The sequence below is a fragment of the Algoriphagus hitonicola genome (genome assembly GCF_900113375.1).
GTDB lineage: Bacteria > Bacteroidota > Bacteroidia > Cytophagales > Cyclobacteriaceae > Algoriphagus > Algoriphagus hitonicola.
This window is the reverse complement of record NZ_FOPC01000008.1, coordinates 1-23,153: the sequence shown is the minus strand read 5'-3', so window position 1 is coordinate 23,153 and position 23,153 is coordinate 1. Positions and strand designations below refer to the sequence as shown.

General features: G+C 41.1%; 22 protein-coding genes. 10 read left to right on the top strand and 12 right to left on the bottom strand.

The window, feature by feature from the left end:
- Positions 1 to 224: 224 nt before the first annotated feature.
- The 7 genes from cysD to htpG all read right to left on the bottom strand — a co-directional run bounded on the left by cysD (position 225) and on the right by htpG (position 7,790).
- The gene (cysD, locus tag BM043_RS11685; RefSeq protein ID WP_092791844.1) at positions 225 to 1,124 is read right to left on the bottom strand and encodes a sulfate adenylyltransferase subunit CysD; all 900 of its coding nucleotides are present in this window, start codon (positions 1,122 to 1,124) and stop codon (positions 225 to 227) included.
- Between the two features lie 419 nt (positions 1,125 to 1,543).
- A complete protein-coding gene (locus tag BM043_RS11680) occupies positions 1,544 to 2,245 on the bottom strand; it encodes a phosphoadenylyl-sulfate reductase (protein WP_177188470.1) in 702 nt (233 codons plus the stop codon).
- Positions 2,217 to 2,495, bottom strand: a complete 279-nt coding sequence (locus tag BM043_RS11675; RefSeq protein ID WP_092791843.1) for a DUF2061 domain-containing protein — start codon at positions 2,493 to 2,495, stop codon at positions 2,217 to 2,219. Before BM043_RS11675 ends, BM043_RS11680 begins: the two co-directional genes overlap by 29 nt.
- A gap of 76 nt (positions 2,496 to 2,571) precedes the next feature.
- Positions 2,572 to 2,985 carry an RrF2 family transcriptional regulator gene (locus BM043_RS11670; protein ID WP_092791841.1) on the bottom strand — a complete coding sequence of 138 codons (414 nt, stop codon included), beginning with the start codon at positions 2,983 to 2,985 and terminating at the stop codon, positions 2,572 to 2,574.
- A 111-nt stretch (positions 2,986 to 3,096) separates the two neighbouring features.
- On the bottom strand, positions 3,097 to 4,272 hold the full coding sequence (locus BM043_RS11665; RefSeq protein WP_092791840.1) for a 6-bladed beta-propeller: 1,176 nt from the start codon (positions 4,270 to 4,272) through the stop codon (positions 3,097 to 3,099).
- A 630-nt stretch (positions 4,273 to 4,902) separates the two neighbouring features.
- Positions 4,903 to 5,469 carry a hypothetical protein gene (locus BM043_RS11655; protein WP_092791837.1) on the bottom strand — a complete coding sequence of 189 codons (567 nt, stop codon included), beginning with the start codon at positions 5,467 to 5,469 and terminating at the stop codon, positions 4,903 to 4,905.
- Positions 5,470 to 5,900: 431 nt separating this feature from the next.
- Positions 5,901 to 7,790, bottom strand: coding sequence for a molecular chaperone HtpG (htpG, locus tag BM043_RS11650; protein WP_092791835.1), 1,890 nt, complete (start codon positions 7,788 to 7,790; stop codon positions 5,901 to 5,903).
- 408 nt (positions 7,791 to 8,198) lie between these two features.
- Here htpG and BM043_RS11645 point away from each other — a divergent pair, with 408 nt between their 5' ends.
- The gene (locus BM043_RS11645; RefSeq protein WP_092791834.1) at positions 8,199 to 9,197 is read left to right on the top strand and encodes a PD40 domain-containing protein; all 999 of its coding nucleotides are present in this window, start codon (positions 8,199 to 8,201) and stop codon (positions 9,195 to 9,197) included.
- Between the two features lie 260 nt (positions 9,198 to 9,457).
- Entirely contained in the window at positions 9,458 to 10,465 is a 1,008-nt protein-coding gene (locus BM043_RS11635) for a PD40 domain-containing protein (protein ID WP_143189530.1), read from the top strand.
- A 38-nt stretch (positions 10,466 to 10,503) separates the two neighbouring features.
- Here BM043_RS11635 and BM043_RS11630 read toward each other — a convergent pair whose 3' ends face one another.
- Together BM043_RS11630 and BM043_RS11625 are read right to left on the bottom strand one after the other, a co-directional pair.
- Positions 10,504 to 10,923, bottom strand: a complete 420-nt coding sequence (locus BM043_RS11630; protein WP_092791829.1) for a PIN domain-containing protein — start codon at positions 10,921 to 10,923, stop codon at positions 10,504 to 10,506.
- On the bottom strand, positions 10,920 to 11,126 hold the full coding sequence (locus BM043_RS11625; protein WP_024283646.1) for a type II toxin-antitoxin system VapB family antitoxin: 207 nt from the start codon (positions 11,124 to 11,126) through the stop codon (positions 10,920 to 10,922). Before BM043_RS11625 ends, BM043_RS11630 begins: the two co-directional genes overlap by 4 nt.
- A 250-nt stretch (positions 11,127 to 11,376) precedes the next feature.
- On the opposite strand from BM043_RS11625, the gene BM043_RS11620 reads away from it, so the two are divergent.
- A complete protein-coding gene (locus BM043_RS11620; protein ID WP_092791828.1) occupies positions 11,377 to 11,946 on the top strand; it encodes a transposase in 570 nt (189 codons plus the stop codon).
- A gap of 191 nt (positions 11,947 to 12,137) precedes the next feature.
- On the opposite strand, the gene BM043_RS11615 is transcribed toward BM043_RS11620, so the two are convergent.
- Positions 12,138 to 13,073: a TIM barrel protein gene (locus BM043_RS11615; RefSeq protein ID WP_092791826.1), complete on the bottom strand. Its 936-nt coding sequence runs from the start codon at positions 13,071 to 13,073 to the stop codon at positions 12,138 to 12,140.
- 144 nt (positions 13,074 to 13,217) lie between these two features.
- Positions 13,218 to 14,732 (bottom strand): Gfo/Idh/MocA family oxidoreductase, encoded by a 1,515-nt coding sequence (locus tag BM043_RS11610; protein ID WP_092791825.1) that lies wholly within the window; start codon positions 14,730 to 14,732, stop codon positions 13,218 to 13,220.
- 147 nt (positions 14,733 to 14,879) lie between these two features.
- On the opposite strand from BM043_RS11610, the gene BM043_RS11605 reads away from it, so the two are divergent.
- The 6 genes from BM043_RS11605 to BM043_RS11575 all read left to right on the top strand — a co-directional run bounded on the left by BM043_RS11605 (position 14,880) and on the right by BM043_RS11575 (position 20,369).
- A complete protein-coding gene (locus tag BM043_RS11605) occupies positions 14,880 to 15,719 on the top strand; it encodes a 6-bladed beta-propeller (protein WP_092791823.1) in 840 nt (279 codons plus the stop codon).
- Between the two features lie 441 nt (positions 15,720 to 16,160).
- Entirely contained in the window at positions 16,161 to 16,910 is a 750-nt protein-coding gene (locus BM043_RS11595; RefSeq protein WP_092791820.1) for a hypothetical protein, read from the top strand.
- A 3-nt stretch (positions 16,911 to 16,913) separates the two neighbouring features.
- Positions 16,914 to 17,777 carry a hypothetical protein gene (locus BM043_RS11590; RefSeq protein WP_092791819.1) on the top strand — a complete coding sequence of 288 codons (864 nt, stop codon included), beginning with the start codon at positions 16,914 to 16,916 and terminating at the stop codon, positions 17,775 to 17,777.
- Positions 17,768 to 18,286, top strand: coding sequence for a hypothetical protein (locus BM043_RS11585; RefSeq protein ID WP_092791817.1), 519 nt, complete (start codon positions 17,768 to 17,770; stop codon positions 18,284 to 18,286). The genes BM043_RS11590 and BM043_RS11585 overlap by 10 nt, the downstream gene beginning before the upstream one ends.
- 216 nt (positions 18,287 to 18,502) lie before the next feature.
- A complete protein-coding gene (locus tag BM043_RS11580; protein WP_143189529.1) occupies positions 18,503 to 19,909 on the top strand; it encodes a hypothetical protein in 1,407 nt (468 codons plus the stop codon).
- A gap of 10 nt (positions 19,910 to 19,919) precedes the next feature.
- Positions 19,920 to 20,369 (top strand): hypothetical protein, encoded by a 450-nt coding sequence (locus BM043_RS11575; RefSeq protein ID WP_087938368.1) that lies wholly within the window; start codon positions 19,920 to 19,922, stop codon positions 20,367 to 20,369.
- 429 nt (positions 20,370 to 20,798) lie between these two features.
- On the opposite strand, the gene BM043_RS11570 is transcribed toward BM043_RS11575, so the two are convergent.
- The gene (locus BM043_RS11570) at positions 20,799 to 21,440 is read right to left on the bottom strand and encodes a hypothetical protein (RefSeq protein ID WP_143189528.1); all 642 of its coding nucleotides are present in this window, start codon (positions 21,438 to 21,440) and stop codon (positions 20,799 to 20,801) included.
- A 519-nt stretch (positions 21,441 to 21,959) separates the two neighbouring features.
- Between BM043_RS11570 and BM043_RS11565 the strand changes: the two genes are divergently transcribed.
- A complete protein-coding gene (locus BM043_RS11565; RefSeq protein ID WP_092791811.1) occupies positions 21,960 to 23,087 on the top strand; it encodes a Fic family protein in 1,128 nt (375 codons plus the stop codon).
- Positions 23,088 to 23,153: the final 66 nt, after the last annotated feature.

Here is a 23,153-nt window from a genome sequence, read left to right as displayed (position 1 = left end):
TCTTATCTTTTTGAAATACTGTAGAAATAGGTTGAAATAAGCCTCATTGCGTTCGGTGAAATACTTCGCCGCTGTCTTGCTTTTCGGAAAGAAGGACCTTTATTGATTCTGAAAATGCTGCTTCTGGAGAAGCAGCATAACCGAGTGACTTATTCGTTTTTAATTTCAACTGTATTTCTGTTTAGATTCTTATCTTGTTTCTTGTGTCTAGTATCTAGCATCTGCTAAAAGTATCCCACTTTCTTCCTGGTCTCCATGGCAGCCTCGGAGCGCTTGTCATCGATCCGGGCACCTCGCTCAGAAAGTGTAGATTGACGAATTTCATTGACCACATCATCCAAACTCACCGCTTCCGATAGCACCGCAGCGGTACAAGTCATGTCTCCGACCGTTCTGAATCGAACCCACTTTTCAGTGACTTCCTCATGCGCCTCGCGGTACACATGTTCATTGGCCGTCCAGATCAACCCATCACGGAAAAACACCTCCCGCTTATGGGCAAAATAAATGCTCGGGATCGCGATATTCTCCGTACGGATATACTCCCAAACATCCAACTCGGTCCAATTGGAGATCGGAAATACCCGCACATTTTGGCCCACGTGAATTTTGCCGTTGAGCATGTCGAAGAGCTCTGGGCGCTGATTTTTTTCGTCCCACTGGCCAAAATCATCCCGCACAGAAAACACCCGCTCTTTGGCTCGGGCTTTTTCTTCATCTCTTCGGGCACCTCCGATGCAGGCGTCAAATTTGAACTCCTCTATTGCATCCAAAAGCGTAGTCGTTTGAAGCGAATTCCGACTGGCATAGCGACCTTTCTCTTCCCGTACTTTCCCCTGATCAATAGAATCCTGAACATTTCGCACGATCAACTCCAAGCCCAATTCCTTCACCAGTTGGTCTCGGAACTCAATGGTCTCCGGAAAATTATGCCCGGTATCCACATGTAAAAGTGGAAAAGGAATTTTTGCCGGAAAAAAGGCCTTTTGGGCCAATCTCACCAAGGTAATCGAATCTTTCCCTCCAGAAAAAAGCAGAACCGGACGCTCAAACTGCGCCGCCACCTCACGGATAATGTGAATGGATTCTGCTTCTTTGGGATTAGGTATGAATAGGTTTGACATAGGATTTACGAGTTATGATTTTCGATTTATGTGTTCGAGCGTCATTGCGAGGGCCCAAACGATCATTTCTTTTATTACAATTTATTTAACTGGCCCGAAGCAATCTATATCACAATTCCCCGTCTTGGAGACTGCTTCGTCGTTTCTCCTACCGATGACAGATTTTATTTAGGTATTTTTAAATGGGTCAGTCCGAGCGGAGTCGAGGACCCTTCGACTCCGCTCAGGGTGACCAGAACTTGGGTCTTACTTGACATTGTCATCGATATGGCCCAAACGATCATTTCTTTTATTACAATTTATTTAACTGGCCCGAAGCTATCTCAATTTTCACTTTTTAATCTAAGGACTGCTTCGTCGTTCCTCCTCGTAGTGACGTCAAAACGAAGTCTTGTGTCTTGCATCTAGTTTCTAGCGTCTCATTTAGCATGTAGCCCACACTCCTTTTTGGATTCCTCCCACCACCATCTGCCGGCGCGGGCATCTTCCCCAGGGAGTATCGCACGGGTGCAGGGAGCGCAACCAATACTGATAAATCCTTTATCGTGAAGGGGATTGTACGGAATCTTATGTTCCTGGATGTAAGCCAGCATCTCATCAAAACCCCAATCCAAAAGTGGATTGTATTTCAAGATCTGATTGGCCTCATCCCATTCGATCCGCTTCATCGCACTTCTATTGGCACTTTGCTCGGCACGAAGACCGGTGACCCAAACTTTATTCCTTGCCAGAGCTCTTTTCAAAGGCTCTACCTTTCGCACAAAGCAGCAAGATTTTCGATTTTCTACCGACTCATAAAATCCATTGATTCCGATATCAGCCACCAACTTTTCCACGGAAGTGGTCTCCGGATAATAGACTTTTATTCGAGTCTTGTATTTGCTTTCGGTTCGGGCCAAGAGCTCCAAGGTCTCCGGAAACAATCTTCCGGTATCCAGCGAAAAGATCTGGATCGGGAGATTTTGTGAAGCGATCAACTGAGTGATCACCTGATCTTCTTGTCCTAGGGAGGTAGAAAAAACCACCTTCCCAGGGAAAAGATCCGCAATCAGTGCCAAGCCTTCTCCAGCAGTCAACTGCTCCAGTCGCTGCTCAAGATCGTGCATATTCTTTTTCTGCATCAGCTGTTTTGGTTTTGGTGGCCGTCTCCCATACCCGCTCATGGAGATAGTAAAGTAGAATCTTGGAAACTACCTCAACCGAACCGATAGACAAAGCCATCGTCAGCTCTCCGGTGACGAGAAAGGAAATAATAATCGTATCAATCGTGCCCACAATCCGCCAAGAAATCGACTTGAGCAGACTCTTCAGGTTGCTGTCTTTTCCCGGCTTGCTTTCGAAGGCTTTTTTAAGTGGCTGGTCTAGAATCATAAGCTTTACACGAATTGTAAAAGCAAAAGTATATAAAGCCTATCATTTTTATAGACTTTATAGGGAAAAAATTTTGTTAAGTTTTTAAAATATCTTCTAGGGTCTTGTTTTCCAGTATTTTAAGTGTCTCATCACGAACTTGAATCATGACTTTATTGATACCGCAAGTGACTTCATCCTTACATTCTGCACAGGGTTCGTAGTAGTTGAGGCTGACACAGGGGAGAAGTGCAATGGGTCCATCGAGGAGTCGGATCACTTTGGAAAGCGGGATATCCTTGGGTTCCTTGATTAAATAGTAGCCCCCGCCTTTTCCTTTTTTACTGCCAAGAATACCGGCCTTCTTGAGCTCGAGTAGGATATTCTCCAGAAACTTTTGGGAAATCCCATGCTCCTCGGCAATATCATGGATCAGGACGGTTTTTTCATCCCGATGCTTGCCGAGATAGGTGAGGGCATGCAGGGCGTACTTGGTCTTTTTGGAAAGCATAGACAAAAATAACCCAATTCTCGGAATAGCCTAGTACGGGGGTGGGGAATAAAAATCTCCGACGATTTAACAAGTATTAAATTAATCTTTTCGTTTTTTGGAAAATCCAAACTAATCATTGAAAACCTCTTTTTTTACTTTTAGAAAAGTGAGCACATACGAGTCTTCACCTAATTCGTATTGATTCTCTTCTACGAATTGGTGGAGATTACTCTTTGCAGTGGCATCAGTACCTATCTCAAATCTTTCCAAGTAATCTGCAAAAAACTCACTGGAAGGAATGAAAAATCCAAGACGATTTTCCTGAAAGAACCAAGGAACAGTATTTACAGGCATCTGATCGATGTCATTTGAGATATTATAGTAATGCCCTTTTAATTTTAGATTTTCATCTAAAAAAACTTGGTGACTATACTTATAACCCGTACCGAAAGTAGCTAAATAACCTCCATTCATTGGGAAAAATGAACTGACTCCCATCGATACCAAATTTTCGCTCATAACCCTTTCGTTCCTTTCTTCCGGAGTCATTTTGGCTGCTTCTTCCTGATTAATATACTTATCGCCAAAGTCAAATTCAAGCAAGCTATTAAGTTGACCCTGTTCATCAAAGAATGCAATAAGAGTAGCAAAAGGAATATTAAATACAATATTGCCGCTATTCGGATCAGTCATAAAACTTGCATTATCTCCAAAAACCACATCTTTAATGAAGGTCTTTGATGGAACCATAGAGATGATTTGATCATTCTCAATTCTATAAAAATCGAAATCCCCATGCTCTTTGATATTCTTTGAGTAGTGAAGCTCAATTTCATCATTTTTAAAAAAGTAGCTGGTCCTGACCCTTGACTTTTCCTCTCGAAGGTAATTCCCTTGTCGATCATAGAATAGGAACTTGGAGAGCATAGGGTCTTTGATGATAATCTGATTATTAGAAAACTGAAAATCCTCAGTCCGCTGAAATTCTCCTGGTCCCCCACCACTGGCGGTAAGCTTAAAGCGAGGACTCCCCTTCAAATCAAAAAAAACATATTGCTCAGCTCCCGGATCCTCAATCCCCAAGAGATCACCAGAAAACTTAAATTTATAAGGCCGGACCAACGGAAATTCATCGGATTTTTTCAACAAAACATATTCTATACTTTCATAGAGCTCACTTAATTTTGCCTCTTTTGCATTTTCGACTTGAATCTCTATAGTTTGATTGGAGGTTGTAAATTCACTTGATTTAGTACAGCTGATAATCGTGGCCAAAATAATATAAAACCAAAAGTTCCTTCTCATAAGAGGTAGTGTTTTGAGATAAAGAGGCCTAAAACAAAAATTGATTTTTTCATTTTCGGTTAATTTATGGGTTGAAAGTTCGATAAAAAGCCCTCAGTACTCAACTAAACATACCGCATCCAGAAAGTCAAGCAGTTGACTAATTAATTTACAATTGTATTATTTAAGCTACTGATTTTCAGAATTAAAATTTTTAGTTCTTAAAATAGTTATATCTACACCTCCCTGAAATACAATTTGTTAACCAACTTTCGATTTCTGATTATGAAAAACTAATCATAGTGTATGAATAGGTTTTAATAAAAAAATCCCCGACGAGTTGACAGGGATTCATTTTCCGATTACACTATTACTTTAACAATAATAGAATTAGAATGTGATTGTATTTTTCAAAAGAAAAAGACCTACCAATAATAGCCCCGCTAGCAATGCTCCAAATTTCTTCTTAAAATAATCATCTACCAAACTATTCCTCTTATAGAGGTAGAATATATAAATTTGAATTAAAACCCCAAAAGATAAAACTATTAGAGATATCATAATTGATTTGAAGAAAAATCCTGAATAAATAACTCCAATTGCAAGAAATCCAGAAAAGAGTTCCCATTTTTTTACATTACCCATAGCAAATTAGTTTTCATAATTTTTACAAATATCATAAGAACGATTTGCATCATCTATACAAACCAATTCTCCCAAATATACAACAGCTCCACATCCTAATGCTCCTAATAGGGTGGGTGTCAAAAGACCGCAACCTGCAACCCCTACCAGTGCAGCATCCTGACAAGTCTGTAAAGAAGAATCCAATTCATCTTCACACTGACCTTGAATTCTGAGATTTTCAGAAGAATTGTAATAATTTGATTTTTCCCTTGATTCAATAACTTCCAAAACCAAAATCTCAATTTCTTTTGAAGTAAACTTCGAAACACTTGGATATTTATTTCTTATTTCCTGTCCAAGAGTTGCCAGTTCATATAGTGAATTAAAAACGTATTCAGGATTATCGTAGTATGTGCCAATAAATTTTTTCAGTTCATCAATAGAATCAAATCCTTTATGTCTCAAAAATTCCGGATCAGAAACTTTTCCAATATATAAGGAATGTAATTCTTCTGCTTTAATTAACGCTTTGCTAAATTCTTTAGAAAGAGGATCACTAAGAAGTTTAGTTAATGTGGATTCTTTTTCCACTACAGGAGATTGATTAAAATCACAAGCAACTGCGAGTAATAATGCGAACTAAAGAATAATTAAATTACTTTTCATAATTTTAAAATTTTTAATGTTAATTATTTAATTAAAAAGTCCTCAGCGCCGAAAACTTGAACTAAACATACTCCCCCCTATCCACAAAGTCAAATAATTGACTAATTAATTTGAAATTGTACTATTTAACCCACTGATTATCAGTAATAAAAAATTTTAATTCTCAAAATAATCATATTATTAACTTCTTGAAATACAATTTGTTAATAAACCTTTATTTTTAAGATATATATGGAGTTCTGACAGGTATGAATGTAAAATCCCCGTCGATTTGACGGGGATTTAGCAAAAATTTTCTTCTCTCTTAAATTGGTTCTACTTCAAGAAACCTTCGAGGTCTGCTAGACCCCAAAGGTCTAAATCAACTCTACACTGCGCTTCACAAAGGCAGTCAGATCTTTCCCGGTTAGAAGTCCTTGAGACAGTTTTGCCAAGTCAAAGGCTTGCTTGGCCAACTGCAGTTGGGCTTCTTCGCCTTCAGCTTTCAAAATTTTGTCCACTACGGGATGGTTTCCGTTGATCGCCACTTTGTAGTTGTCCGGCATCTGTCCATAGAAACTCATCGGGCCTCCACCGCCCGTTTGGGCCATGTCTTTCATGCGGCGCATCCACTCTTCCATGGTGATCGTCACAGGCATCTCCTCCGGGCTGAGTCCTTCGATCTCTACCGAGTAGGACTTGTTATCGATCGCTTTTTCGAAGAGTTCCTTCACCTGCTTGCTTTGATCTTCGGTAAGCAAGTTGGCATAGGAATCTTCTTTCTGTATCAGTTTTTCCACCACATCGGCATCGACCCGCTTGAGTTGGGTTTTGTCGAGCTTGGTTTCTATATGCTGAATAAAGTGACTGTCGATTGGCGAATCCAAAATCAACACATCATAGTCTTTCTTATTGGCCGATGCAATGAAACTATCCTGCTTATCCACATCTGTGGCGTATAAGAAGATCGTCTGATCGTCCTTATTGGTCTGAATGGCTTTTACTTTCTCGGTATATTCATCGAGGGTAAAGTACTCGTTCTTGGTGTTTTTCAGCAGGGTAAATTCCTTGCCTTTCTCATAGAACTTATCCTCGGAGATCATGCCGTACTTCACAAAAAGACCAATATCATTCCATTTGGCCTCATAAGCTTTTCGGTCTTTTTTGTACAGTTCGGAAAGTTTATCGGCAACTTTTTTGGTGATGTAGTTATTGATCTTTTTCACATTTCCGTCTGCCTGCAGGAAGCTTCGGGATACGTTTAATGGGATATCCGGAGAATCGATCACCCCATGAAGCAGCATCAAAAACTCAGGCACGATATCCTTCACCTCGTCGGTGATGAATACCTGACGGCTAAAGAGTTTGATTTTATTGCGCTGCAATTCGAATTCATTCTTCACTTTTGGGAAGTACAATACTCCGGTCAAGTTGAATGGATAGTCCACATTGAGGTGAATCCAAAATAGCGGGTCCTCACTCATCGGATAGAGTTCTTTGTAAAAATTCAAATAATCCTCATCTTTCAGATCATTAGGCGACTTGGTCCAAATCGGGGAAGTGGTATTGATGATGTTATCCACTTCGACGGATTTCCACTTCTTCTCACCTTTGTCATCGACGCCGTCTTCTACCGATTCGCTCTTGGTGCCAAACTTGATCGGAACGGGAAGGAATTTACAGTATTTGTCCAAAATGCCCTGCAGCTTCCACTTGTCGAGAAACTCCTCGGAGTCTTCGTTGATGTGGAGAATAATGTCTGTACCGCGGGTTTTTCGCTTGCCTTTTTTGATCTCAAACTCGGTGGAACCGTCACAGGTCCAAATGGCAGGTTCGGCCCCATCCTGATAGGAAAGCGTATGGATTTCTACATTTTTGGCCACCATAAAGGCAGAGTAGAATCCCAAACCAAACTTACCGATGATCTCATTGGCATCTTTGGCATCTTTGAACTTCTCCACAAACTCCGTAGCCCCGGAGAACGCGATTTGATTGATGTACTTTTTGATCTCCTCGGCGGTCATCCCCAAGCCTTTGTCAGAGATCGTGATGGTTTTCTTTTTCTCGTCGAAGGAAACCTCTACCGTGATGTCCCCCAATTCGCCTTTGTACTGACCCAAAGTCGCCAACCGCTTGATTTTTTGCGTAGCATCGACGGCATTGGAAACCAATTCGCGAAGAAAAATCTCATGATCTGAGTAGAGGAATTTTTTGATAATGGGGAAAATATTCTCGGTATGAATCGAGATGGTACCTTTTTCCTGCATGGTATAAATCGTTTTAGTGAATACAATGATTGACAATGGGGAATTATCAATGCCTGTTCCAATCGAGAAAAAGTGACAAGATGGCAGTAACCAATAGAATCTTCGAGGCCTAGAAAAGTATCTCAAAGGTTGGGAATATTCTTTGAGGTTTCTGAAACCTCGAAGGATTAGTCCCTTATTTTTTCTGATTATGCTTTATCCAATAAAAATTAGTGTTAAAAAATGATGAATATCTGTCTGTCAGGCTTGGTTTTAGAAATTTTTCCCTAGTTTTAATCATAAACTTTTACATTTTTCCAGAGAAACTATGAAATCAAACAATCAAACAATCAAACAATCAAATTTTGGTCTTGGACGCGGGGATTTGAACTGATTTTACAACAGTTTAAAAATGATAACTGGTTTAAGATGAAAAAGTCAATAATTCTATCTGTTTTCTTTGTTGGTCTTTTCTCCTGTAATCAAAACAACTACCCTGTCGGTATTTTTCCTGAGGAAGCGACCAACTTATCCGTAGTCAATTCTCCATTTGATGATGTGAACTCAGATATGGGGTTTTTTGGTCATGAGACCAATCTAGTCTTTTCATCCAATCGAATTAATTCCCAACCCAATCACTTTAATTTGGTAGAATCAAAGCTTGTTTTCATTTGGTATCCATCTGATGGATTTCTATCGGTTGAAAAAGGTAGTACCCTTTTTGATACCTGGTTGAGCGATTGGGTTAGAAAAACGGAGACTAATATTAATGAAAAAGGGCCCTATACCTTCGTTGATTCGGAAGCTGGAGAGATTCTGCTCTTTAGTCGGGACAATGCCGAAGGTATTTACTCCATCCTATCAGAACCCCGGGAAGAAATCTCACAAGAAATTGATGGTGCTGCGGCATCATTTAGGCTAATGGAAGATGGATCGAGTGAAATGTACCCCTCCTTTTATGGAGCCGATTATTTGAAAGGAGCAGGAGTTGAAAGCCAAGGCCGACCCGAAAAAATGCTTTTTAGCTCGGATCGGGATGGGGCATTTGATATCTATGAGGTGGACCTGCCGGCAAGCGGATCCGTACTGGGATATCTCCAAAGCCTTGAACAAAAGGAGATCCAAAAAATCGGGATCAATACCACGGCCAATGACCACATGCCATTTGTCTATGGGGATATGCTGGTCTTTTCCTCGGACCGTCCGGGAGGATATGGAGGCTACGATTTGTATTACTCGTTTCGCAGCGGAGATGGCTGGACCGAGCCGGAGAACTTCGGCCCCAAGATCAATTCCGAATTCGATGAGTACCGGCCCGTGGTCTCGAACGCTATGGGATTTGCCAATCAATTGATGATTTTCTCCTCCAACCGACCCGGTGGATTGGGCGGGTTTGATTTGTATTTTGTGGGAATACCGAAGTTTTAATCAGTCCGGTTTCTGGAGAGCTACCGTTGGTTAACTAAGCCAACTAAGGTTACTGATTGTGAAATATCAAGAAAAAATTAAGAAAACCCCTGAAAAATACCCAGAACTGGGTATTTTTTTGAATAAAATTTAGCTTTATATTTAACAATCTTAATACAAACTTTTTCCAGAAACTATGAAAACAAACAATCAAATTTTGGTCTTGGAAGCGGGGATTTGAACTGATTTTACAACAGTTTAAAAATGATAACAGGATTAAGATGAAAAACATAGTTAAAATATGCGTGGTTATAGCTTTAACAGCTTGTGATGAGACCTTCCCATACGAAACGGGAAGATTTCCAGATGACGCTCCTGTTAATTTAACTGATTTGAACACGGAGTATGACGAAATGAACTCTAATTTTGTGCCTTCAACGGCTGATATCACGATTAATTTTGTTTTTTCAACAAATTCACTCTCTCAGGGTCAACAATTTGATCTGGATTATTCCTTAATTGGATTTTTGTGGGATAAAGAAAGTGGAAATTTTTCCTTTAGTACCAATAAAATATTTGATGGAAGCCAAAGCATTAGGAATAGTTTATTTGCAATTAATTCCCCATTACATGAAAAAGGACCATACACCTTCGTGGAAGAAAATAGTAACTATGTTTTGTTTTCTAGAGCCAATTCGGATGGTTCTTTTTCCATCTTAACGGAACCTAAAATAAGCTCCTCAGAAGAGGTTGATAGGAGTAAATCTTCATTTAGGCTTTTGGACGTTGGGTCAAGTGAAATGTATCCTTGTTTCTATGGGCAAAATTTTTTGAAAGACAATGAAGGTATTGTAAGCCAAGGCCGACCCGAAAAAATGCTCTTTAGCTCGGATCGGGATGGGGCATTTGATATCTACGAGGTGGACCTGCCGGCAAGCGGGTCCGTGCTGGAATACCTCGAAAGCGCTGAAGAAAAGGAGATCCAAAAAATCGGGATTAATACCACGGCCAATGACCATATGCCTTTTGTCTATGGAGATTTACTGGTCTTTTCCTCGGACCGACCGGGAGGATATGGGGGCTACGATTTGTATTACTCGTTTCGCAGTGGAAATGGCTGGACCGAGCCGGAAAACTTCGGCCCCAAGATCAATTCCGAATTCGATGAATACAGACCCGTGGTCTCGGATTCTTGGGAATTTGAAAACCAGGTGATGATCTTCTCCTCCAACCGACCCGGTGGATTGGGCGGGTTTGATTTGTATTTTGTGGGAATACCGAAGTTTTAAATTGCAAAAATTAAAGTCAATGTATGAAACCTTCGAGGTCAAAAAGACCTCAAAGGTTGGCTTCCTTTAGGATCAAAGACATAAATGGAAAAGGATTCCTCTAAAAAACGATTGATCTTTTTATCTAAAGACCAAAGTTGGAGTCTATTCTCCAGACAAGCTAAAATAATGACAGAGTCAATGAGGCCTATTCCATGATTGATAAGCTGGTATTTTTGAGAAAAAAGCCCTGCATGGTATCCAAGATTTGAATCCTTGATTTTTGGTGTGTTTTGATAAACTATGTCCAGTATTTCCAATTCTCTTTTCCCTTTTGCTCCCTGGACCAATTCCCCAAAAATGATATCCAAGGTCCAAACAGATCGCTCTTCCAAAAATCTTTGGCAAGCGGGGAAGTAGTCTGGATTGGCTTTGAAATATTCTATCCAAATGGAGGTGTCGAAAAGTACTCCTCTCATGAATTATTCTTTTCGCGGAGTTCTTCTGCCGTCCAGTAAAACTCCAAAGGTTCGGCAGCAATCATTTGGGAGGCGGCTTTCAATTTTTGGGTAGCCACATATTCTTGCAAGGCTATTTTGAGCGTTTCGGTAATGTTTTTGGCTTGAGCCAGCTCCATGGCTTCGGCAATCAATTCGTCTGATATCAAGGCAGTTACTTTCATAGTAATAAGATTTTGCTCTAATATACGATGATTGATCGTATAAATGTTTTAAAATATAAAACCTTCGAGGTCTGCAAAAAAGACCTCAAGGTTGGGTAGATCCTTTGAGGTTTCTAAAACCTCGAAGGATTGGAGTTAGGAATTAAAACCTTCGAGGTCAAAAAAAGACCTCAAAGGTTGGGGGTATTGGTTGAGGCTTCTAACACCTCGAAGGATTTTTATTAAATTCGAACAGTCTTAAAAAACAACTATGAGTGAAAGTTCAGATATCTTCGAAGAAGGCAGAATTTTTCATATTTATTCCAGATCTGTGGGAAACGAACTATTATTTATTGAAGAAAGGAACTATCAGTTTTTCCTTGAAAAATATAATCATTTTTGTTCCGGAGTATTTGCAACTTTTGCCTATTGTTTAATTCCAAATCACTTTCACTTTTTAGTTAGGGTCAAAAATCCTATCGAAAATCAGAAGGTAGTAAAGGCATTTTCTGATTTTTTAAATTCTTATACAAAGGCATTTAATAAAACCTACTCAAGGAATGGAGCCTTATTTCAGCGAAAATTCAAAAGGAAAGTAGTTGATGAAGAAAGCTATCTGACTAGATTGATCCTGTATATTCATCATAATCCAGCCAAACATGGCTTTACAGATAATTTCAGGTCTTGGAAATACTCCTCATACGATACATTTTTATCACAAAAGTCTACCAAAATAGAAAGGTCATTTGTCTTGGAATGGTTTGGAGGGCTGGAATTTTTCAGAAAAGAACATGAAAGCATCAAATCAGAATATTTTCCTGATACCCTTTTGCTTGAATAGGCTCTAAGCAAGAAACCTTCGAGGTCGGAAAAGATCTCAAAGGTGGCGATTATCGGTTGAGGTTTCTAAAACCTCGAAGGATTGGAGTTAGGAATTAAAACCTTCGAGGTCAAAAAAAGACCTCAAAGGTTGGGGGTATCGTTGAAAGTTTCTAAAACCTCGAAGGGTTCCTCAAAAACAGGATCCTCCTATTAAAGGGACTTTTGCAAACTCTCCAAGATCTCCCGAATCTCCACAATACTTTCCCATTCCCGGTCCTGGGTGCCGTGCTCGATACCGACATACCCATGGTAATCGTGGGAAAGAACCAGCTTCATCATACGCTCATAATCGAGCTCGGATTCATTGCCGGCATCGTCCCATACCCGGGGCTTCAGGCTGACTCCGGTGGCCAAGGGCATCAATTCGTCCACCCCACGGTAGGAGTCGTAGGATACCGCTTTGTCATCCACCGTAGCGATACGGAAATTCCCAAAATCAGGGAGGGTTCCGGCAAGTGGATGGTCGGCGTTTCGGATGGTTTCGGCCAGCCATTTCGCATTGGAGGAAAAGCCCCCGTGGTTTTCGATCACGATATGGATCCCATGCGGTTCGGCAAACTCACATACCTTTCGGATGCCATCGCTGACGAGTTTGGAAGCTTCCGCAGCATCAGCAGGATTATCCGACCAGGCGATATCGGAGTAGCCATTGACCCGGACGGTATGGCAACCTAGAAATTTGGCCGCTTCGATCCACTTTTTATGGTTTTCTACCGCCTGTATTCGGTCACTTTCTGATTTTGCTCCGAGCATTCCTTCCCGATCCACCATGATGAGCACTTGGGTGATGTCTTCGTTTTGGCAGCGGGTGTTCATCTCTTTGAGATAGGCTTTGTCTTGGGCTTTATCCATAAAAAACTGGTTGACATACTCCACCGCGTGGATGCCATGCTTTTTGGTTTCCAGGGGGAAATCCAAATGGTCCAGCTTTTTACCAAAAATCAGCCGGTTGACTGACCACTCGGCTAGGGAGATTTTGAAGGGAGGATCTGCTGCTTTCATAGCGAAGGAAAATTGGGGTAAGCCCAGGCCTAAGGCTGCTGTGGCTAAGGTGGAATTTTTGAGAAAATTTCTTCGATTGGTCATTGAAGATTAGGTTTATGGGTTAATAGAATTTGAATTATTAGTTTGGTGTTTTCCTGGTTCTTCAGAAGCTGGACTTATTCTTGGATCCTGCTTTCGGAAAAGCAAGATAACTAAAAACTGTGACTGCCTTCTGCGTACGCTTTCCTAAACTTCCCACCCCGCACGATACTCCCTTGTCAGCAATTGATTTGCTGCTTCATCATTGGTGATTTTGACCAGATTGGCATCAAAATCCACTTTTTTCCCTGCACGCAAGGCGATCGCCCCCAGATTGATGGTATCAGTAATGCACTGAGCGCGGGTAAAGCTGCCCGGGGTCTGTTGCTTTTCCAGCATGGCAACCACCCATTGATCAGTTTTTCGGTCCACTTCCCGGGAATTGATCCGCTCGGAATCCCGGCCTGGCATCATTTGAGATTCTGGTAAAAGCACCGGATTTTCACCACGGAATCCACCCAGGATTTTCCCTTTGGAACCCACGATCAGCAAACCTTCTTCCGGCGTGTCTTTGCCATCAACTTCCAATTCTTCACAGGCAAAAGGCTTCATTCCCCCATCATACCAGAAAAGGTCAAAAGCGGGCAATGTCTCTTGGGCTGGAAAGTTCCACTTGATGGTACAGCTGGCTGGGAAAGCTACATCATTTTTGACCCACTGATAAACCTGATTGACTTCTTCTCGAGTCGTGGTGCCAAAAGCCCTGGCGGAAACAGGACTTCGGTCGATGCCTAAAGTCTCAAAAAGTGGAAACAAGCTGTAATGTCCCATATCCGCCACCGATCCACCGCCGAATTCATACCAGCCGCGAAAGACATTGTGCGTGTAGTTTTTGTGATAAGGCATATCCGGCACCGGCCCCAGCCAAAGTTCCCAGTTCAATCCTTCGGGGACAGCTTGACTTTCAGCAGGCCGCTTGGTCCATTGCTGCCAAACAGGTCGATAAGACCAATTATGGATTTCTTTCAATTCCCCAATTAGTCCGGCATCCATCCATGCCTTGATCTGCCGGTACTCCGGTCGGTCGGACCAAGCCAACAAATGCGTGACCAAGCCGGTGTCTTTTGCTTTTTGGATGACTTTTCGCCCTTCGATAAGCCGGTTGGCGATCGGTTTGTGGGTGACTACGTGCATTTTCTGATCCATGGCCGCCAAAGCGATTGGCGCATGGGTATGATCGGGGGTCATGATTTTAACGGCGTCGATGCCCTTTTCCTTGGCAAATAGCTCCCGATAGTCCTCGTAGCTGGCGCAACCCTTGTATTTACCGGAGGGTTTGTTATTGGCGTAGAATTTTTCCACATACTCCTGCCCGATGTCCCGGCCACCCGGGATTCCGGGCTTTCCTTCCCCCCATGATTCATCGCCTAAGGTTTCACGGATTCCATCCCGAATGCCGTAAGGAGACCAATCGAAGTAGTCGCTAGAGAATTTATTCACATCGCAGACGGCGACGACCCGTACCTTCGGATTAGTGAGGAGTCCCCCCATTTCCCGCAATCCCTGCGTTCCGCAACCGATATTGGCTACGGTCAGTTGATCAGAGGGAGGAATTTTCCCCAGTCCGGCGATGACGGTTGACGGAACGATGGTAAAAGAAGCCGCAAAAGTGGCTGCTGAAGCCAGAAAATCCCGGCGGTTGAGGTGGTCTGGTTTGGACATTATTGAGGTTTTTTGGGTTTGAATGGGAATTTAAGGAATTCAGGGAAAAAAGGAAGGGCATTTGATAAAATCGCTTCTTAGGTAGATCCGGTTTATTTGTGTTTATTCTGAAAACACTTAGTTTTAGTTATTAAATAAGAATCGAAAATGACTTCGAGATGCATCTTTTTCCTTTTTATGCTGCTTCTGACTTTTTCCTGCGAAGAAAAAAAATCAGATTTTTCTTTTGTTCCGATAAATTCCGAAAAGCCAATTTTCGTATCCGAGATCGGAGAAAGTCTGGATATTATCGAGATCAAAACCCAATACCCAATCTCAGGAGTACCCACAATTTTAAAGTCGGATCGGTACTTTTATTTATTTGAAGAGGGGTTCGTTACTTCGCTTCACCAAATAGATTTAAAGGGAAACCTCAAAAATAGTATCGATTTTGGATACGATGATAAAATCAATGCAGACGGAATCACTCAGGTAATTTTAAGAGAAAATGAGGTAGGAGTTGTTTCAATGGGTAAAACCGTTATTTGGTTTGATGAAAATCTGGAGGAACTTGAAACGGAGGAACTTCCTTTTAAAGCAAATTTCCATTATCCTCTTGATAAGGATAAAATTATATCGTTCAACAATCGGATTGATGAGCTAGAGGATTATGATATCCTGATAAAGGAAAATCAGGATATCAAAAAGGCACTTCCTATTAGAAATGAGGAGTATAATTTTGTATATAAGTCCTATTCTCCCTTCTCGCATTGGGGAAATTATGTACTTTTCTCTCAAGCTTTTAATGATACGGTTTATGTTTGGGATCGAGAGGAATTTCGTCCTCTTTTCCATGTAAATTTTGGTTCCGACGCAGTTTTGGATCGCCTTACTCAAATTCAACATGCCATGGAAATGTTGGCTTTTCTTAATGAGAAAAAAATACTCGTACTTACAAGGAGAAGTTCATGGGTTAAATTCCGAGAGAATTCTTTTTCAGTTCAATGAAAAAGGAAGGCGTAAACTTGGACTATTGGATTTCCATACAAGGGAATTGATGTCTTATCCTGGTATAATTGACAACTCAATATCTAATATGGTGCTTCATTTCCCTCAATTATCAGCAGATGGGATATTGTATTTCGGTGTATCTGGAGAGCGGATCTTGGAAAATTATGATCACTTACCTGACTCCTTTAAGCACAGGCTGTCGGATGAATATGCCGAGTCGTATTTTATCTACTGTTTGAAGTTGAAAGATTGAAATTAATAACCCTTCCCACTTGCTTCTCCAGAAGCCGGACTGGTTAAGTCCGTGAATATGAAATCCTGCTTTCGGAAAAGCAGGAAATGCAGCAATAGTAAAAAATTCCCAAATTTTCATAGAATTTATTGTGGACTAGTCTTATAATTGATTTTTAATAATTCGTCAATCTTTTTCAGCGTAAAATGAAAACTAATTTAACCCCCCACTCCCTCCATTTTATTTCTTTCTTGAAGGATAAGAGAAGTCTTTTGCGCCTTTGCGCTATTGCCTGTTTATCAGTCCTCCTATTGATAGGGTTCTCCTGTATTCAGGAGGAGGATATACAGAATTCCATGGATCAGGAATTCAGCCCGGAGATCCAAAAAGTGAAGTCTTGGTTTGAAAAGAATAAGGTGCTCTTGCATCCCAAGCCGGGTTCAGCCCATGCCCGCAAGTTTAGCCATGATTTGATTTTACCCTTCTTCGAAAAAGAGCCGGATTGGGAAGATTTTTATTCCTATCAATTCCCGGACGGAAGACAGGTGTTTGAGGTACATCTTAAAAATCTGACCGGAATCATGCCTACTGCATTTATGGAGAAATATGGCAGTCAGGCCGATGATTTGACCGAGGAGAGTCTTTTATTTGTCGAAAATCCTCAGGCCGCGGATGGATTTGTACCGGTGGTGGTGCGTTATTTCAGTGAAGGTCATAAGTCCGAGGGGATGACCTACCATCAGATACCGCTTGGATGGAGCGGGATGATCGATCTTTTTTCTTATGATGAGCGGCACCTGAGAAGTATAATGGTAGAAAACGGTCAATTGATCTCCCATATCCGATATCAGGCCGAGGAGCCGAAGGTTTCTACTAGAAATTATTCTGCTTTGACATCTTGTGAGCCAGGTTATTGGGTAGATTTTCCTTATTGGGGTGTATCAGGAGGTGTTTAGTCTATGGCCTCTGTTTGGATGGTTGAATGTAATGTGGTGGATAGAGGGGGTACACCAGGATCCTCAAGCATCCCCGCGGGTCCACCCACAGGAGGAGGCACTCCTATTAATCCTCCTCCACCTACAGGTAATCCTGGAGAAGATGATGAAAGCAATAATTTCTGCAGGGATAATCATTGTATTCCTTTTCCGGAGGAGAGAGATCAGATTATTAAAGATCCTTCTTTTGAAGGCACTAATGCGGATTGCATTTTTGAGAAATTAAAAAGTATTAACGGATTTAATCAAGTTTCTGGAAGATTTGACGGAGTAGCCTCCGAGTTAGATGTTGTTTTTAAGATAGGAGCTACTCAGAATCCTGATGCTACAGGACAGACCCAATGGATGGGATCTACAAGCAGACCAATTGAAATAACGCTAAATCAAAATCGACTGGGTAGCTCCGCACTAGAGGTAGCCAGAACGATCTTACATGAAATGATCCACGCAGAAATTTATGGAGCAATAAAAACCAACAGTCCAACTACCGAAGATTTATCTTTTAGAGATACATTTGAAGAATATACCAGAAGATTTAGTGGAAATGATGCAATCCATCACAATCTAATGGCTGACAAGTTTGTAAAATATATGGCTGATGTATTGCAACAGATTCATCCCCAGCTAGGGGGATCTGCTTACGCAGATTTTATGAACTACCCAGGAGGATATCCCGATGGGGTTCCGAGGGAATTTTATGAGGCTTTGGCCTGGACTGGGCTCAAAGATGCGAGTACCTTAGCCTATCAAGCACTAAGTCCGATAAAAAAAGCAGAAATAACTGAACATCTTCGTAAAGCAGAAACCGGTAGAAAATCATGCAACTAACCGTAAGAAGAATATTGTTATTTATGCTATTTCTTGCCTGGGCATCAAGTGGACTAGCTCAGACCATACAGATCTCAGACAACAAAAAGCCTGAATTTGAAAAGAATTATCCCCCAATACAGAACTTGCACGATACCACCTATATCGTTCTTGATTTTGAGCGAGAGCTATTGGATATCCGAAAAGTTGTCCAAGATATAGGAGACTATAAAATGGATTATATAGAGTTCACGTTGAGCTATCCTGATCCTACACCATCAAATAATATAGTTTCTTTCTTTCATATGGCAAGCCCGCCTTATGGGCATGAGGAGTATTCTGTAAATAAAAATTCTATATCGAAGGATAAGCTTTTGATGGAGTCCGATAAAAGTGCCAGCTTTTGGTATCAAAATTCGGCAGAAATGTTTGGCAGTATAGTCACCCTTATCGATCTTAAGGATTGGGAAGATGGAAATGACTGGGTAAAGGGAATTGGTATAACGGTCAGCGTTAACGAAATTATGTGATTGATGCTGTGCTGTTTCTCCAGAAATTGGACGATTTGATAATACTGGCATTTCTTGCTTTCGGAAAAGCAGCAATAGTAAAAAATTCCCAAATTTTTATAGGATTTATTGTGGACTAGTCTTATAATTGATTCTTAATAATTCGTCAATCTTTTTCAGCGTAAAATGAAAACTAATTTAACACCCCCCCCCCACTCCTTCCATTTTATTTCTTTCTTGAAGGATAAGAGAAGTCTTTTGCGCCTTTGCGCTATTGCCTGTTTGTCAGTCCTCCTATTGATAGGGTTCTCCTGTATTCAGGAGGAGGATATTGAGACTTCCATGGATCAGGGATTCAGCCCGGAGATCCAAAAAGTAAAGTCTTGGTATGAAAAGAATAAGGTGCTCTTGCATCCCAAGCCGGGTTCAGCCCATGCCCGGGAATTCGGCCATGATTTGATTTTACCCTTCTTCGAAAAAGAGCCGGATTGGGAAGATTTTTATTCTTATCAATTCCCGGACGGAAGACAGGTGTTTGAGGTGCATCTTAAAAATTTGACCGGAATCATGCCTACTGCATTTATGGAGAAATATGGCAGTCAGGCCGATGATTTGACGGAGGAGAGTCTTTTATTCATCGAAAATCCTCAGATACCGGATGGATTTGTACCGGTAGTGGCGCGTTATTTCAGTGAAGGTCAACAGTCCGAGGAGATGACCTACCATCAGATACCGCTAGGATGGACGGGGAGGATCGATCTCTTAACCTATGATGAGCGACATCTGAGAAGTATTAAAGTGGAAAACGGACAGTTGATCTCACATATCCGCTATCAGACCGAGGAGCCGAGAGTTTCATCAAGAGCATATTCTTCATACACTAGCTGCCAACCGGGTTATTGGGTGGATTTTCCCTACTATGCCATGGAAGAAGGGATTGGTGTAGAATCCCAGCAATCGGTGTGGGTTCAGGAGTGTTATACGAATACGTATGAAACTGAAGAGCCAGAAACTTCCAGCCCCCAAGTAGGCGGAGGAGGAACGAGTTCTCCACCCCCTTCATCAACTACTCCGGAAGAAGAAGATATCTGTGAAGAGGAGTTTTGCATTCCTTTTCCGGAGGAGGATCGTTATTTCGAAACGACAAATACACCAGATGATGGGTTTAATTTTCAGGGAGAAAAGGTTAAAATACCAACCACTCTAATCCTTCAAAATGGAGATCAAATTAAGATAGAGTTTGGTATTACCCAATCTGATAGAAAAAGTGCTAATCAAGAAGTAGCAAAATTATTATTAGAAGGGATCAAACATGCAATCGAGAAGGCAAACTTGAAATTAAGTGGAAATGAAAAAATCACCTCAATATATATTGCAGCTACCACAAATGGCACCCATGGACCCGGAAGTAATCATTACAATGGAACGGCAATTGATATAAGTAGAATAAATGGTGTAAAGATGTCAGTCTCAGGAATAACCAACCAAATTATTCAACTTCAGATTGCTATGGATAATTTTCCGAATGTGAGAGAAAATTTTGGACCCCATTTTAAACATAAATTCTCAATAGAAACAGGAAAATGGAATTACAGTCATCCTGTTGGGGGACATTCAGACCATATTCATTTCTCAGTAAGATAAGTCTAAGAATATGAAAAAATACTTGAACCGAAACATTGCTATAACTTTGGTCATAGCCATTAATGTTCCATTATTTTCCTTTGCTCAACAAGTCAAATTGAAAGATCTTACTGGGGATTCGAAGGCGAATTACTTTTTTGCCAATATTCAAAGTGTCGAATTTCTGTCTCACCCATTATTTGAAAGAGCACTTTTCATCAATGCCTATTTAATATATGACTCTGAGGCTACACCGACTGATTATTTCGTAGGAACGGATGAGATTTTGTCTAGTATCTTGATCAGCATTAGACCGGATGGAGACTACTATACTGAGAGTAAATTGTATAAGATGGAGGGATTAGAAAATCCTAAAATTTTGGTAATCCAGGAGGGGGTCTTCCCAGATGTAATTGTAGAAGTCGAGTACGGAAAGAAAAATAAGAGAAAGACAGAAAGGATCAAACTCACTTCAGAATAGAATAAGGTATTCTTCCAATCTCTTGTTCTAATGTCTTCAAACTGAAATAAAGTTTTATTACCGCAGCTGGATTCCTAGAAAGGGATGATGAGCAAGTTTATCCCTATTTGGATAAATTAACTATCACCCAAAACGAAGCCTTGGCCATTAAAACCAGAATGATACCTCCTTTTTCGTGAAGCAACTTTGTTAAATTCCTGCTTCTCCAGAAGCTGGACTAGTTAAGTCCGTGAATATGAAATCCTGCTTTCGGAAAAGCAGGATTACTAGAAGAAAAAAAACCTTTGATAAAACTGCCTTCAAATCTGGAAAATAAGCTACCCCTGAGGGCTTCAAGCACTAGTAGGACGCGATTGATCCGCCTATTTAAAAAAATACAATAACGTAGTGATTTGATTTTTCGATAGGTTTAAGTGGATAAGAAATCGATTACTTTTTAGTAGACGATAGTTGATAGTTCAATACAAGTCCCAGCGTCAAGGTTCGTACCTTAATTGTATCCTCGTAGGTTACAGATTGACTACCTCCTGGACTTGTACGGGGAAATATAGAATAGTCAAAATCAGCCCGTTGATAATTGATCTCCAAACCGATTTGAAATTTTCCGATAGCCCTGGATACTTGCAGATTTCCTCCTGCAGTAAGTGAATGCAAATTGGGTCTAGAACCGGCATGTGCCCATGTAAGAGTTTCATTACCAACAACCCTAACCATCTCGAAATAAGGGTAGCTGATCTGTCCGTAGCCAAGAAATATTCCCGCTCGATATTCCCAATTTCCTTTTTTTAAGAAATATCCTAGCCCAGGAGTGATTGATAGCATGTTGTTATTTTCATGAGAGAAGCGAAAATCCAATCCGTAAATATCATTGACGAAATCTTCCATTTCGGTAACAGAGATCGGATTGTTTGTAACACCTGATCTAAGAAATACATAAAAGTGACTGGCGAAATGATAATTAAGAGTTCCGTGAATAGAATAGCCAACTTTTGCAAATCCATTGCTAGCCTTTGAAATACTCGCAAGATTGGGTACACTCGAATCTGGAAAATAAACCGCAGCATTTTCCATATTTTTTCCTCCGAATACACCCACTGGAATGGCAGGGCCTGCACTTACAGATAATGAGAATTTTTTGAGGTGGATTTACTTGGGAATAGGAAGAATGAACTGTAAAGCCAAAGAATAAAACCAGAAGGAAAAGGTTTTTCATTTAAAGAGTTTGTAGGTGAGTTTATTTAAAACAAATACCAAATACAATAGCTAGCCTAAATTATTATTAGAAAAAGTTTTAGGCCTCTCGATTCTTTAAAAGTATAATAGGTTAACTAATCCATGTCTAATAAGATTGAATTTCAGAATACCGTGACCAGGGTGAGATGAAGGAAATGGTCAGATGTCTCCCTGCTTTAAGCTCTATTTTCACATTAAAATTTCAAAATTTTAAGGTTAATCTTGTTTTCTGACTTCAGCATTGAGGTCAGAAAGTATCACTCGCCTTAAAAATTCATATTTTTAATGTCAATTAGTAATTTTGACCTTGCGTTTAAGGTTAGTTTTCATATATTACATTAAAAATCGACTATTTTAATGTCAGATCAGCATTATCAAATCAATCCAGACCGGACTATCCCTTGGAATAATCTACCCAAACTTCCAATCGACGCCTCGTTGTACCGGGATTTGGATGTATTTGAAGGTTTGGGAAAGGCAAAGGCGGCTTTGGGCAAACTTCAAGGGCGGAGCATTGCCATTCCAAATCAGGGAATTTTAGTGAACACGATCAGTTTGCAGGAAGCAAAAGCCTCGAGTGAGATCGAGCATATTTTCACCACGGATGATGAGCTCTACAAGGCTTATAGTGACGAGGCTTCCCAAGTAAATGGACCGGCAAAGGAGGTTTTGCGCTATCGGGAGTCCATCTGGTCTGGGCATGAATATTTGACTGAGAAAGGCGAATTCGACTTGGGCTATTTCGAGCAGGTTTACCGCACCATGACGCAGTACACGGATGGACTAAGAAAGCCCTTTGCCCAAACTTACATCCGGCTGGGCGGTTCGGGCCCGAATGCTGGGAAGCCCATCTACACACCACCTCGAGGAGAGGGGATCTTGGAAGACTTGATGGCCAATTTGATCCAGTTTGTCAATGATGTCCAGCAACCCGAGATCGATCCCTTGATCAAAGTGGCCATTGCACACTTGCAATTTGAGGCGATTCACCCCTTTCGGGATGGAAATGGGCGAACAGGCAGGATTTTCAACATCCATTACTTGGTGCATAGCGGACTTTTGGACCTGCCGATTCTGTACCTGAGTAAATATATCCTCAGAGAAAAGGAGCAGTACTACGCCAATCTCTCGGCTGTCACTCAGCGTGCGGCTTGGAAAGAGTGGTTTCTGTTTATATTCCGAGGGATAGAAGAGACGTCTCAGGACACCTTTCAAAAGATCACTGATATCCTCAATGCCAAAGATGCCATTCTTCAGGTCTTGGAAAAGCAAACTAGCATCGCCCGACCGGAGTCACTTTTAGAAGCTATTTTTACCCAACCCTTCACCAAAGTCAGGCACTTGGTGGACAAAAAGCTCTATGCCGAAAATACTGCCCGGCAATACTTGAATCAGTTGGTCGAGTTGGGCGTGTGTGAAAAGCGAAAAATCAGCGGAGGAGATTATTACTTGAATCTGGAATTGTATCGGATTTTGGGGAGTTGATAAGGAGCTTATTTTATCCAGACTTGGCTTTTCGGCAGGGGGTAGAATCCCTGCAAAGTTGGAAAG

Bases quoted from the DNA above. Each gene is read 5' to 3' on its own strand.
- cysD (WP_092791844.1), bottom strand. From the start codon at position 1,124: ATGTCAAACCTATTCATACCTAATCCCAAAGAAGCAGAATCCATTCAC.
- BM043_RS11680 (WP_177188470.1), bottom strand. From the start codon at position 2,245: ATGCAGAAAAAGAATATGCACGATCTTGAGCAGCGACTGGAGCAGTTG.
- BM043_RS11675 (WP_092791843.1), bottom strand. From the start codon at position 2,495: ATGATTCTAGACCAGCCACTTAAAAAAGCCTTCGAAAGCAAGCCGGGA.
- BM043_RS11670 (WP_092791841.1), bottom strand. From the start codon at position 2,985: ATGCTTTCCAAAAAGACCAAGTACGCCCTGCATGCCCTCACCTATCTC.
- BM043_RS11665 (WP_092791840.1), bottom strand. From the start codon at position 4,272: ATGAGAAGGAACTTTTGGTTTTATATTATTTTGGCCACGATTATCAGC.
- htpG (WP_092791835.1), bottom strand. From the start codon at position 7,790: ATGCAGGAAAAAGGTACCATCTCGATTCATACCGAGAATATTTTCCCC.
- BM043_RS11645 (WP_092791834.1), top strand. From the start codon at position 8,199: ATGAAAAAGTCAATAATTCTATCTGTTTTCTTTGTTGGTCTTTTCTCC.
- BM043_RS11635 (WP_143189530.1), top strand. From the start codon at position 9,458: ATGAAAAACATAGTTAAAATATGCGTGGTTATAGCTTTAACAGCTTGT.
- BM043_RS11630 (WP_092791829.1), bottom strand. From the start codon at position 10,923: ATGAGAGGAGTACTTTTCGACACCTCCATTTGGATAGAATATTTCAAA.
- BM043_RS11625 (WP_024283646.1), bottom strand. From the start codon at position 11,126: ATGAAAGTAACTGCCTTGATATCAGACGAATTGATTGCCGAAGCCATG.
- BM043_RS11620 (WP_092791828.1), top strand. From the start codon at position 11,377: ATGAGTGAAAGTTCAGATATCTTCGAAGAAGGCAGAATTTTTCATATT.
- BM043_RS11615 (WP_092791826.1), bottom strand. From the start codon at position 13,073: ATGACCAATCGAAGAAATTTTCTCAAAAATTCCACCTTAGCCACAGCA.
- BM043_RS11610 (WP_092791825.1), bottom strand. From the start codon at position 14,732: ATGTCCAAACCAGACCACCTCAACCGCCGGGATTTTCTGGCTTCAGCA.
- BM043_RS11605 (WP_092791823.1), top strand. From the start codon at position 14,880: ATGACTTCGAGATGCATCTTTTTCCTTTTTATGCTGCTTCTGACTTTT.
- BM043_RS11595 (WP_092791820.1), top strand. From the start codon at position 16,161: ATGAAAACTAATTTAACCCCCCACTCCCTCCATTTTATTTCTTTCTTG.
- BM043_RS11590 (WP_092791819.1), top strand. From the start codon at position 16,914: ATGGCCTCTGTTTGGATGGTTGAATGTAATGTGGTGGATAGAGGGGGT.
- BM043_RS11585 (WP_092791817.1), top strand. From the start codon at position 17,768: ATGCAACTAACCGTAAGAAGAATATTGTTATTTATGCTATTTCTTGCC.
- BM043_RS11575 (WP_087938368.1), top strand. From the start codon at position 19,920: ATGAAAAAATACTTGAACCGAAACATTGCTATAACTTTGGTCATAGCC.
- BM043_RS11570 (WP_143189528.1), bottom strand. From the start codon at position 21,440: ATGGAAAATGCTGCGGTTTATTTTCCAGATTCGAGTGTACCCAATCTT.
- BM043_RS11565 (WP_092791811.1), top strand. From the start codon at position 21,960: ATGTCAGATCAGCATTATCAAATCAATCCAGACCGGACTATCCCTTGG.